Annotated in this window: 8 protein-coding genes; 7 read left to right on the top strand and 1 reads right to left on the bottom strand. The window is 71.6% G+C overall.

Annotated features, from left to right (window positions below; translation table 11 throughout):
- The first annotated feature begins 307 nt into the window (after positions 1–307).
- From Q7F20_RS13335 to mfd, 4 genes are all read left to right on the top strand, one after another.
- On the top strand, positions 308–940 hold the full coding sequence (locus Q7F20_RS13335) for a 50S ribosomal protein L25/general stress protein Ctc (RefSeq protein ID WP_305740568.1): 633 nt from the start codon (positions 308–310) through the stop codon (positions 938–940).
- A gap of 30 nt (positions 941–970) precedes the next feature.
- Entirely contained in the window at positions 971–1,555 is a 585-nt protein-coding gene (gene pth, locus Q7F20_RS13330; RefSeq protein WP_070416779.1) for an aminoacyl-tRNA hydrolase, read from the top strand.
- A gap of 97 nt (positions 1,556–1,652) precedes the next feature.
- Complete coding sequence (locus tag Q7F20_RS13325) at positions 1,653–3,104, top strand: hypothetical protein (protein ID WP_305740567.1); 1,452 nt, start codon at positions 1,653–1,655, stop codon at positions 3,102–3,104.
- Between the two features lie 78 nt (positions 3,105–3,182).
- Positions 3,183–6,794, top strand: a complete 3,612-nt coding sequence (mfd, locus tag Q7F20_RS13320; protein ID WP_305740566.1) for a transcription-repair coupling factor — start codon at positions 3,183–3,185, stop codon at positions 6,792–6,794.
- 264 nt (positions 6,795–7,058) lie between these two features.
- Here the strand turns inward: mfd and nhaA are convergent, their stop codons facing one another.
- Positions 7,059–8,237, bottom strand: coding sequence for a Na+/H+ antiporter NhaA (nhaA, locus tag Q7F20_RS13315; RefSeq protein WP_305740565.1), 1,179 nt, complete (start codon positions 8,235–8,237; stop codon positions 7,059–7,061).
- A gap of 122 nt (positions 8,238–8,359) precedes the next feature.
- Here nhaA and Q7F20_RS13310 point away from each other — a divergent pair, with 122 nt between their 5' ends.
- From Q7F20_RS13310 to eno, 3 genes are all read left to right on the top strand, one after another.
- Positions 8,360–9,091, top strand: coding sequence for a MazG family protein (locus tag Q7F20_RS13310; RefSeq protein ID WP_305740564.1), 732 nt, complete (start codon positions 8,360–8,362; stop codon positions 9,089–9,091).
- Positions 9,092–9,350: 259 nt separating this feature from the next.
- A complete protein-coding gene (hisS, locus tag Q7F20_RS13305) occupies positions 9,351–10,595 on the top strand; it encodes a histidine--tRNA ligase (protein WP_305740563.1) in 1,245 nt (414 codons plus the stop codon).
- 98 nt (positions 10,596–10,693) lie between these two features.
- A complete protein-coding gene (gene eno / locus Q7F20_RS13300) occupies positions 10,694–11,977 on the top strand; it encodes a phosphopyruvate hydratase (RefSeq protein ID WP_305740562.1) in 1,284 nt (427 codons plus the stop codon).
- Positions 11,978–12,082 lie beyond the last annotated feature (105 nt).

Raw genomic sequence — 12,082 nt, 5'->3', positions numbered from 1 at the left:
CCGGGGGGGTGCCGGGGGGGGGGGCCCCCCCCGCCCCCCCCCCGGGGGGGGGGGGGGGGGGGGGCCCCCCCCCGCGCCTCCCGTCCGCCTGTACCGACGTCCAGGGCACGGTGCGACACGCCCGGATCGGTCCTGCTAGACTCGGTGACTGACTTCGGCGAGGGCCGCGCGAGCGCGGCCGTGATCGACGCGGTGGGAGAGCCGGCCCAGTTCGGGAACGTTCCTCACGCGCGCACGCGTTCGAGTTGCAACACCACAGACCCACGATGCCGGCACCCCGGTGTCGTCCCCGAGACCAGGAGACACCATGGCCGACTACACCAAGCTCGCAGCGGAAGTCCGCACCAAGTTCGGCAAGGGCGCTGCTCGCAAGCTCCGTGCCGCCGACAAGATCCCCGCCGTCGTGTACGGCCACGGCACCGAGCCGAAGCACATCACGCTGCCCGGCCACGAGACCATGCTGCTCGTCCGCACCGCCAACGCGGTCGTCGACCTCGACATCGAGGGTGCGGCCCAGCTCGCCCTCGTCAAGGACGTCCAGCGTGACCCGGTGCGCCAGATCATCGAGCACATCGACCTCGTCGTGCTGCGCCGTGGCGAGAAGGTCACGGTCGACGTGCCCGTCGTCGTCGAGGGCGAGTCCTTCTCCGGCACCATCCACGTGCAGGACCTCAACACGGTCTCGCTCCTGGTGCTCGCCACCTCCATCCCCGAGCACGTCGTCGTCGACGTCGAGGGCCTCGAGGACGGCAAGCAGATCACCGCTGCCGACCTCACCCTCCCCGAGGGCGCCGAGCTCGAGACCGACCCCGAGGCACTCGTCGTCCAGATCGTCACCCCGCGTGGCACCGCCGACGACGACGCCGCCGACGAGGCCGCGGCCGAGGCCGGCGCCGAAGCCGGCGCCGAGGGCGGCTCCGCCCCGGTCAACGGCGAGTAACACCCCTCCGCGGACATCTGGCCGACGCTGATGACAGGCAAGACGCTCGTCGTGGTCGGGCTCGGGAACCCCGGGCCCGGCTACGCGGGCAACCGTCACAACGTCGGCCAGATGGTCCTCGACGAACTCGCCGCCCGCATGGGGGCGACGTTCAAGAAGCACAAGACCCCGAACCAGGTCGCCGAGGGGCGCCTGGTGCCCGGGGGACCCCGCCTGGTGCTCGCCAAGCCCGGGTCGTTCATGAACACCTCGGGTGGCCCGGTCTCGAGTGTGCTCGGGTTCTACAGCGCCACCCCGGCCGATCTCGTCGTCGTGCACGACGAGCTCGACCTGCCGTTCGACACCGTCCGGCTCAAGGGCAGCGGCGGCCACGGCGGCCACAACGGCCTGCGTGACATCATCAAGGCGACCGGCACGAACGAGTTCACCCGGGTGCGGATCGGCATCGGCCGACCCCCGGGGCGGCAGGACCCGGCCGACTACGTGCTGCGCGACTTCTCGCCGACCGAGAAGAAGACGCTGCCGAACCTGCTGGCGGACGGCGCCGACGCGGTCGAGGCGATCGCCGACCTGGGCCTCCTCGCCGCGCAGCAGCGCGTGCACGCCCCGTCCTGAGCACCGCGGTCCCCGAACTGGGGGACTGCGGCGTCCCCCGTCGTCGGTAGGTTCTGGCCGGGGGTGCCCGACCCCCGACGAACGAGGGGGTCTTCCCGTGGCGATGCACCGATCCCGGCGGTCGATCCGTGGGTGGCTGATCCCGTCCACGGTCGGCGCCGTCCTGCTCCTGGTCGGCACCGGCCTCGCAGCGGCGATCGGCGCGCCGGCGACCGCGGCTGCCGCGACGTGGAGCCCGACCGCGGCCATCACGGCCGCTCCCGGAGCCGCACCGTCCTTCTCCGCGCCGAACGATGTCCGGTACACGCGTTCCGGAGCGCTCCTCGTCGCCGACTTCGCCGGGAACGGTGTCGTCCGCCGCGACCCCGACGGCTCGTGGTCGGTCGTCGCGCCGTTCGGCACGGACGACCGCTCGATGTGGAACCCGTCCGCCCTGGTCGAGGCGGACGACGGACGGATCCTCGTCGCCGAGGCCGGACGCCGTCCCGTGCCCGGAGGCCCGGGCACGATCGCCGTCATCGCCGGGAACGACGTCGTGCGCCGGTTCCCCGGGCCCTCGTCGCGGGCGGTCTCCGAGCTCGCGGTGGACGGTGCGCGCCTGTTCGCCACGGTCCCCGGCAGCGGAGCACTCTGGGAGACGGACACGTCTGCGGCCGACCCCGTCTGGAGCGTCGTCGACGGCTCGTGGACCGACCCCGCCGGAGTCGCGTCGTCACCGGACGGCTCGGTGTTGACCGTGGCGGACGGCACCACGGACGGCGTGTGGCAGGTCGACCGGCGCACGGGGACCGTGTCCGCCCTCGGCACCGTCCGTGACGATCGGGACCGGGTGCGCCTGCGCGGGGTCGCGCTGCTCGCCGACGGGTCGGTCGTCGTGGTCGACAACGGCGGTGGACGGGTCTGGGTCCGGCAGGACGGGGCCTGGACGGTCGCCTTCTCGGGTGCACCGGACGGCTCGCCGCTGGTGAACCCCACGGGCGTGACGGTGGGGCCCGGAGACCGGATCGCGGTGGCGGACTACAACCAGCGGCGGGTGGTCGAGGCCGAACGGGTCGGGGGCCTGGAACCCTCGGCGGGGGTGACGGCGACGGCGGTGCCGGTGCCGTCGGTGTCGCCTTCGGTGCCGGTGCCGGTGCCGTCGGTGTCGCCTTCGGAGCCGGTGCCGGTGCGTGTGCCGGTGCCGGTGCCGTCGGTGTCGCCTTCGGTGCCGGTGCCGGTGCCGTCGGTCGAGGTGCCGACGCCGTCGGTCGGGGTGCCGTCGCCGTCGCCGTCGCCGACACCGACGGACGGGCCATCCGCGCCGTCGCCGGTCGACCGTTCGCCGGAGGCGGGGAGCGGCACACCCGCTGGGCCGACACCCGGTGGCGGGAGCGATCCCGGCGCGTCGCGATCACCGGTGATCGCCCGGGACCCGGCCGCGGCACGCCGGACGCTCGCGAGCACCGGCGCCGCCGGCTCGCTCGGCCTGCTCGCGCTGGCGTCGGCGGCAGCGATCACTGCCGGTGTGCTGCTGCGACGCACGACCCGGTCGACGTCCCGCCGGCACTGATCCCGGCGGCGGTGTCGGCGTGTTCGCCGCCCGCGCACGCCCGCACGGCTGTCGGAGGCCGCCGGTACCATGTCCTTAGTGACGATCTCGGGCATCATCCCTGCGCTCTCGCGCGCCTCCGCGTTCGATCGCGTGCTCCGCGCCGCCCCTCGTGACGCCGACTTCTCGGTCGTCGACGGCCTGCGCGTCCCACTCCTCGCGGCGTTGCTCGCCGAGCGCAACGGCCCCCAGTGCGTCTTCGTCATCACCGCCACCGGGCGTGAAGCCGAAGCCGTGCGCGAAGCCGTCGGCAGCTACGTCCCCGACGCCGACGTGCTCGAGCTCCCTGCGTGGGAGACCCTGCCGCACGAGCGGCTGAGCCCGAGCGCGCAGACCGTCGGCACCCGGATCGCCACGCTCCGGAAGCTCGCCGCGTGGCAGGACGCCCCGGCGGCCGAGCGCCGCACGACCGTGGTCGTCGCGAGCGTCCGTGCGGCGCTGCAGCCGATCGCGGGCAACCTCACCGCGCTCGCACCGGTCGTCCTCCGCACGGAGTCCCGCGGCAACGACCTCGGTGCGATCGCGTCGCAGCTCGTCGACCTCGCGTACGCCCGTGTCGACCTGGTCACCCGCCGGGGCGAGTTCGCCGTCCGCGGTGGCATCCTCGACGTCTTCCCGCCGACGGCCGACCACCCGGTGCGCGTCGACTTCTTCGGCGACGAGATCGAGGCGATCAAGGCCTTCTCGGTCGCCGACCAGCGCACGACGGACGACGACCTCGGTCAGGTCGAACTCACGGCATCGCGCGAACTCCTGCTGTCCGACGACGTCCGCCAGCGCGCACGCGAGATGCTGCACGAGTTCCCGAACCTGTCGCAGATGCTCGCGAAGATCGCCGAGGGCATCCCGGTCGAGGGCATGGAGTCCCTCGCCCCCGCCCTCGTGCAGGACCTCGTGCCGGTGACGTCGTACCTGCCCGAGGACGCCGTCATCACCGTGTTCTCGCCCGAGCGCGTGAGCGGCCGCGCGCACAGCCTGGCCGAGACGAACACCGAGTTCCTGCAGGCAGCGTGGAGCGCCGCGGTCGCCGGTGCCCAGGCGCCGATCGACCTCGACGCCGGCAACTTCCTCACCGTGCAGCAGCTCAAGAACGGCCGTGGGCAGCGCACGTGGTGGACCGTGTCGCCGTTCGACTCCGGGCTGGACGAGGGCGACACCGAACGCGTGCTCACCGACGCCGAGGCCGTCGCCGAGGCGGGCGACTACATCCGTGTCCGGGCCGAGGCGATCCCGAGCTTCGCCGGCAGCGCGGACGGCGCGATCGCGCACGTGAAGCAGCTCACCGACGACGGGTGGGCCGTCGTGGTGACCGCCCAGGGCAAGGGTCTGGTCGAGCGGGCGGTGCAGGTCCTCGCCGACGCCGGGGTCGCCGCCCGTGCCGAAACCCTCACCGCGCCTCCCGAGCCAGGCGTCGCCATCGTGACGACCGCAGCCGTCGAGCACGGCTTCGCCACCCCGGATCCGCGCATCGCGGTCCTCAGCGAGGCCGAGTTCTACGGCCGCAGCGTGCAACAGGGTGCCCGCACCGTGAAGAAGCTCGCGGGGCGGCGCAAGAACGTCGTCGACCCGTTGCAGCTCAAGCCGGGGGACGTCGTCGTGCACGCCACGCACGGCATCGGCAAGTTCGTCGAGCTGGTCTCGCGCGAGGTCAGCTCCGGCGGCCGGAACGCCGTGAAGACGCAGCGCGAGTACCTCGTCCTCGAGTACGCGCCGTCGAAGCGCGGCTACCCGGGCGACAAGCTCTTCGTGCCGACGGACCAGCTCGACCAGCTCTCCCGGTACGTCGGCGGCGAGAGCCCGACCCTGTCGAAGATGGGCGGCTCGGACTGGGCGGCCGCCAAGTCGAAGGCACGCAAGGCCGTCCGCGACATCGCCGTCGACCTCGTGAAGCTGTACTCCGCGCGCATGGCGTCGAAGGGGCACGCGTTCGGCCCGGACACCCCGTGGCAGCGCGAGCTGGAAGAGGCGTTCCCGTTCGCCGAGACCGCCGACCAGCTCACCACGATCGACGAGATCAAGCGTGACATGGAGCGGCCGATCCCGATGGACCGCCTGCTCTCGGGCGACGTCGGCTACGGCAAGACCGAGGTGGCGATCCGAGCCGCGTTCAAGGCGGTGCAGGACGGCAAGCAGGTCGCCGTGCTCGTTCCGACGACGCTCCTCGTCCGGCAGCACATGGAGACGTTCCAGGAGCGCTTCGCGGGCTTCCCGGTGCACCTCCGCGCCCTCAGCCGGTTCCAGACCGAGAAGGAGTCGAAGGAGACGATCGCCGGGCTCGCCGACGGCACCGTCGACATCGTCATCGGCACGCACCGGATCCTGTCGCAGAACATCCAGTTCAAGGACGTCGGCCTGGTCATCATCGACGAGGAGCAGCGCTTCGGCGTCGAGCACAAGGACCAGCTGAAGAAGCTCAAGACGAACGTCGACGTCCTGGCGATGTCCGCGACGCCGATCCCGCGGTCGCTCGAGATGGCGGTGACGGGCATCCGCGAGATGTCGACCCTGGCGACGCCGCCGGAAGACCGACACCCGATCCTCACCTTCGTCGGGCCGCAGTCCGACCTGCAGGTCGCCGCCGCGATCCGTCGCGAGCTCCTCCGCGAAGGCCAGGTGTTCTACGTGCACAACCGGGTGAAGGACATCCAGTCCGTCGCGGCGCACCTCGCCGAGATCGTCCCCGACGCCCGCATCGCCGTGGCGCACGGGCAGATGTCCGAGGGCACGCTCGAGCAGGTGATGGTGGACTTCTGGGAGCGCCGCTTCGACGTCCTCGTGTCGACGACCATCATCGAGACCGGGCTCGACATCGCCAACGCGAACACGCTCATCATCGACAAGGCCGACAAGTACGGGCTGTCGCAGCTGCACCAACTCCGCGGTCGTGTCGGCCGTGGGCGCGAGCGCGGGTACGCGTACTTCCTCTACGACTCCGAGAAGCCCCTGTCCGAGACCGCGCAGGACCGCCTCGAGACCATCGCCGCGAACAACGAGCTCGGCGCGGGCATGCAGGTCGCGATGAAGGACCTCGAGCTCCGGGGCGCGGGCAACCTCCTCGGCGGCGAGCAGTCCGGGCACATCGCGGGCGTCGGGTTCGACCTGTACCTGCGCATGATCGGCGAGGCCGTGTCGCAGTTCCGGGGGGACGTCGCCGAGGGGCAGACCGAGCTCCGGCTCGAGATCCCGGTCGACGCGCACATCCCGGACGACTACGTCGAGTCCGAGCGGCTCCGGCTCGAGGCCTACCAGAAGCTCTCCGCAGCCTCCGCACCGGGGGCGCAGGCCGAGGGGATCGACATGGTCCTCGACGAGCTCACCGACCGGTACGGGCAGCCGCCACAGGCCGTGCTCACCCTGGTCGAGGTCTCGCGGCTCCGTCGCATGGCGCAGCAGGTCGGCTTGTCGGACGTCGTCGTCATGGGGTCGAACCTCCGTGTCGCGGGCAAGGAGCTCGCGGACTCGGCCCAGGTGCGGCTCAAGCGGATGTTCCCCGGCGCGCGGTGGTTCCCGCAGCAGGACGCGGCGAGTATCCCCCTGCCGAAGCCGCACGGTGAGACGCTGCCGGACGCTGCGCTCATCCAGTGGGTCGAGAGCATCCTGACGGCGGTGTACGGCGCGTCGAAGGCTGCGGCGGAGACGCCGGCGGCGTAGGCGCGGGGCTGCGGCGGGACGGCCGAGGGGCAGCGCGGCGGTGCGGGCGCCCGACGGGGCTCGGCCGGTGTTGGGCGTGGACCCGGTGCGACGTTGTCGTTGTCGTACGACATCGGCGTCGTCGCCCGAGCGCGCGTGCAACATCGCGCGCGTGCAAAGATCGACATCGTCGGTGTCGTACGACAACGACGATGTCGATCCGAGTCGACACGCCCGCAGCACGCCCGCACCCCCCCGCGGCGCCGCGGCGCCGCGGCGCCGCGCCTACTCGGTCGCCTCAGCCTCCGACAGCTCCCGCCGCGCGCGGTACCGCCGCGCCCGCAGGCTGACCACCACCGCGGAGGCCACGATCGCGATCCCCGATCCGACGAGGACGGCGAGCACGCCCTCATCGAGGACCTCCTCGTTGCGGGCGAACGCGAGTTCGTTCATGAGCAGCGACACGGTGAACCCGATCCCGCCGAGCACCCCGACGGTGACGATCGACCAGAACGACAGCGTCGAGCGACCCGGTGCGCGGAAGATCCTCGTCGCCACGGCCCCGAACACCGTGATGCCGATCACCTTGCCGACCGGCAGTGCGAGCACCACCGCCCAGAACGTCGGCGACAGCTCCCCGATGCCGACCGACGGCACGACGACCGCGGCCGAGGCGAAGGCGAACACCGGCAGGACGACCGCGTTGGACCATGGCTCGACGTTCTCGTGCAACGTGTGGCCAGGGCGGCGCGGCAGGACGAGCCCGAGCGCCACACCCGCGATCGTGGCGTGCACACCCGAGTGGTACACGAGCCACCAGGTCGCGACCCCGAGCACGACCATGCCCGCGATCACCCAGACCTGGCCGGGTCGGCCAGGCCGCAGGGTCTTGCCGAGCAACCAGAAGAGCGCCAACACCACGGCCGCACCGGCCAGCGCGAGGAAGTCCGTGCCGTGTGCGAACACCACGGCGATGATGATGATCGCGATGAGGTCGTCGAGCACCGCCAGCGCCAGCAGGAACACCCGCAGTGTCGAGGGCAGGCCGCGACCGAACATCGCCAGGACCCCGAGCGCGAAGGCGATGTCCGTCGCGGTCGGGATCGGCCAGCCGCGCCCGTACGGCGTCCCGGCGGTGACCGCGAGGTAGATGCCCGCCGGGACGAGCACGCCGCCGACCGCCGCGATCGCCGGGATCACCGCGGTCTTCGGGTTCGACAGCTCACCGGCGACGAGCTCGTGCTTCAGCTCGATCGCCACCAGCAGGAAGAACACCGCGAGCAGCCCGTCGCTGATCCAGTGCGACACCGAGAGATCGAGTCCCACCGCACCCCACGGCGCGTGCACGTGCAGGAGGTGTTCGAGCCCGGGGCCGAGCGGCGAGTTCGCCACGACGAGACCGAGGACCGCCGCGGTGAGCAGGGCGATGGCGCTGAAACGGGGGGAGCGGACGATTGCCGGCATGGAACTCCGTCGGGGAGGGGTCGGGTGATGATCCGTCGACCAGACTTCCCGACACGCCGTCCTCAGGATACCGCGTCCCACGGCGAGGGCGCCGGTCGGACCCGGCGTGGCACGATGACCGGATGACCGCCGTCTCGGACCTCGTCACCGTCGTCGACCGCCTGCTCGACCCCTCCGGAGGGTGCGTCTGGAACCGCGCCCAGACCCATGCGTCGCTGGCGCGGTACGCGGTCGAGGAGTCGTACGAGCTCGTCGACGCCATCGATTCCGGGGATGACGTCGAACTCCGCGAGGAACTCGGCGACGTGCTCTACCAGGTGGTCCTCCACGCGGGGCTCGCGGAGTCGTTCGACCTCGAGGACGTGGCCGCCGACGCCCGGGACAAGATGGTGCGCCGGCACCCGCACGTCTTCGGCGACGAGCGGGCGGACACCGTGGAGGACGTCGTGCGCGTCTGGAGAGCGGCCAAGGCTCAGGAGAAGTCCTCGAGGCGCAGCGTGTTCGACGGCGTCCCCCGGGCGATGCCGCCGATGGAGCGGGCCGTGAAGCTGCTGGAACGCCTGGAGGAACGGGGCGATTCCGACGCGGTCGTCGCCTCCGTCGTGGCGGCGGCGGGCGCGGGGGCGCGGTCGGGAGGCGTGGGTGACGTTCCGGACGTCGCTGCAGCGCCGGCGGGAGCTGCGTCGGGAGGCGCGGGTGACGTTCCGGGCGCCGGTGCAGGCATCGTGGACGCCGGGTGGGGAACCGCCGTGCTCGCGATGATCGCGGAGGCGCGTGGGACCGGGGTCGACCCGATCGCCAGTCTGCGTGCCGCCGTCGCCGCGTTGGACTCGGCCGGCCGAGCCGGGGACTGAGCGGACGGGTGCGGGCAGGAAGTGCGGGCGTCCTCCCAACCCGAAAAAAGGAGGACGCCCGCGAGCGGGCAGTCGGTACCACCAGGGAAGAGGCACCGATGGAACAGCCCGCTCGAACCGCGGGGCACACTGCAGCACGTTGCCCACGCGATCGGCTCGGCGGATGGATCAGGCACCCGTCGAACCGAGGTTCTGCATGCAGAATATCGGTAGGTCGGTGCTTGTGCAAGTCGGGAGGCCGATCTGCCAGAATCGACCCATGGCTCCGACCGTGACGGCTCCCCGTGGCATGCGTGACTTCCTCCCGGCAGACAAGGCCCGGCGCGAGCACGTCCTGGGTGTGATCCGCGACGTCTACGCCCGCCACGGGTTCGACGAGATCGAGACGCCGGTCGTCGAGGACGCTGCGCGCCTCCACTCGGGCCTCGGCGGCGACAACGAGAAGCTCGCGTTCGCCGTCATGAAGCGCGGACTCTCCACCGAGGACCTGCAGCACGCCGCTGCGCCGCTCGACCTCGCCGACCTCGGGTTGCGCTTCGACCTCACCGTGCCCCTCGCGCGCTTCTACGCCACCCACCGGGCCGAGTTGCCGTCGGTCTTCCGGTCGGTGCAGATCGCTCCGGTCTGGCGCGCGGAACGCCCGCAGAAGGGCCGGTACCGGCAGTTCGTGCAGTGCGACATCGACATCCTCGGCGAACCCGGGCAGCTGGCCGAGATCGAACTCATCCGGGCGACGACCGCGGCCCTCGACGCACTCGGCATCGAACGCACCACGATCCGGATCAACGACCGCCGGATCCTCCTCGCCCTGCTCGCTTCGTGGGGCATCACCGACCCGGACGCCGCCGAGCGTGCGCTCATCACGATCGACAAGCTCGACAAGATCGGGCCTGACGGCGTCGCGGCAGAGCTCCGCGAGACGGTCGGCGTCGAGCTCCCCGGCCTCGAGGACACGATCCGCACCCTCGAGACCGCCGACTGGGACGCCGTCGCGGGGGCACCGTGGCTCGACGCCGAGGCCTTCGCGGACCTGCTCCGGCTCCGCTCGGCACTCCCGGGCGTCGACCTCCGCTTCGACCCGACGCTCGTCCGTGGCATGGGTTACTACACGGGCACGATCTTCGAGGTCGCGCACCCCGACTTCGGCTACAGCCTCGGTGGTGGTGGCCGCTACGACGGGATGATCGGTCGGTTCCTCGGGCAGGACGTCCCCGCCGTCGGTTTCTCGCTCGGGTTCGAGCGGCTCGTCGACCTCGTGACGATCCCGGAGTCCGCCGAGTCGGACGCCGTCGTGCTCGTCTACGACAAGGACGTCGATCCGGTCCGACTCGCGGCGCTCAAGGCCGAAGCACTCGAGGGACACCGTCGCGTCCGGCTCGAGCGACGGACGAAGAACATGAAGAACCTGCTCGCGGGACTCGTCGCGCAGGGCTTCGACGCGTTCGCCTCGGTCGGCGCCGACACCCGCTCCCTCGACGGTGTGGAGTTCCGCCCGCTGGCGTGAGTTCTCCGCAGTCGCCCGTCATGCACGCCTCGTGTTCACCCGGGCGTCGCTAGGATCGACTCCGCAATCACCACAACCGAACGTGTAGGGAGTACCCCGTGGCCCAGATCGACGCCGTAGGCGCACGCGAAGTCCTCGATTCCCGAGGCAACCCGACGGTCGAGGTCGAGGTCCTGCTCGACGACGGGGTCGTCTCGCGCGCACTCGTCCCGTCCGGCGCCTCCACCGGTGCGTTCGAGGCGTACGAGCTCCGCGACGGCGATGCCTCCCGCTACGGCGGCAAGGGTGTCCTCAAGGCAGTCGACGCCGTCCTCGACGAGATCGGCCCGGCGCTCGAGGGCTTCGACGCCACCGACCAGCGCCTGGTCGACGCCGCGCTCATCGAGCTCGACGGCACCGAGAACAAGTCCCGCCTCGGTGCGAACGCGATCCTCGGCGCCTCGCTCGCCGTCGCACGCGCAGCAGCCGACTCGGCCGACCTGCCCCTGTTCCGCTACCTCGGCGGCCCGAACGCGCACACGCTGCCGGTCCCGCTCATGAACGTCGTCAACGGTGGTGCGCACGCCGACACCAACGTCGACATCCAGGAGTTCTTCCTCGTGCCCTACGGCGCCGAGTCCTTCTCCGAGGCACTGCGCTGGGGCGTCGAGACGTACCACGCGCTCAAGGGCGAGCTTAAGAAGCAGGGCCTCGCGACCGGCCTCGGCGACGAGGGCGGCTTCGCTCCGGAGCTCGCGTCGAACCGCGCCGCGCTGGACTTCCTGCTCGCAGCGATCGAGAAGGCCGGGTTCACGCCGGGCAAGGACATCGCCCTCGGGCTCGACGTCGCCTCCACCGAGTTCTTCCACGACGGCAAGTACGCGTTCGAGGGCAAGCAGCTCTCCGGCGAGGAGTTCACCTCCTACTTCGCCGAGCTCGTCCGTGACTACCCGCTCGCCACGATCGAGGACCCGCTGGCCGAGGACGACTGGGCCGGTTGGACGCACCTGACGGCGGAGCTCGGCGACAAGGTCCAGATCGTCGGTGACGACCTGTTCGTCACGAACCCGACGCGTCTGCAGCGGGGCATCGACGAGAAGGCCGCGAACTCGATCCTCGTCAAGGTGAACCAGATCGGCACCCTGACCGAGACCCTCGACGCCGTCTCCCTCGCCCACCGCCACGGCATGACGGCGATCCTGTCGCACCGCTCCGGCGAGACCGAGGACACCACGATCGCGGACATCGCGGTCGCGGTCGACGGTGGACAGATCAAGACCGGCGCTCCGGCTCGTTCGGACCGTGTCGCGAAGTACAACCAGCTGCTCCGCATCGAGGAAGAGCTCGGCGACGCCGCGGTCTACGCGGGCCGCTCGGCCTTCCCGCGCTCGGCTGCCCTGTAACCAGCGCTCCCACGAGACGCCGTCCTCCTCCGGGAGGGCGGCGTCTCGTCGTTGCCGCACCCGTCCGCCCCGTCCGGTCGCACGACATGTCGCGCGCCGGACGCC

Origin of the sequence: Curtobacterium sp. A7_M15, from assembly GCF_030705415.1 — a bacterium.
In the GTDB taxonomy this organism is placed as follows: Bacteria; Actinomycetota; Actinomycetes; order Actinomycetales; family Microbacteriaceae; genus Curtobacterium.
The sequence above is the reverse complement of the archived record's forward strand: the minus strand, read 5'-3'. Positions and strand labels throughout refer to the sequence as shown.

What these genes read in the sequence shown, in the direction of transcription:
- Q7F20_RS13335 (WP_305740568.1), top strand. Translation starts at nt 308, where the DNA reads ATGGCCGACTACACCAAGCTCGCAGCGGAAGTCCGCACCAAGTTCGGC.
- pth (WP_070416779.1), top strand. Translation starts at nt 971, where the DNA reads ATGACAGGCAAGACGCTCGTCGTGGTCGGGCTCGGGAACCCCGGGCCC.
- nhaA (WP_305740565.1), bottom strand. Translation starts at nt 8,237, where the DNA reads ATGCCGGCAATCGTCCGCTCCCCCCGTTTCAGCGCCATCGCCCTGCTC.
- Q7F20_RS13310 (WP_305740564.1), top strand. Translation starts at nt 8,360, where the DNA reads ATGACCGCCGTCTCGGACCTCGTCACCGTCGTCGACCGCCTGCTCGAC.
- hisS (WP_305740563.1), top strand. Translation starts at nt 9,351, where the DNA reads ATGGCTCCGACCGTGACGGCTCCCCGTGGCATGCGTGACTTCCTCCCG.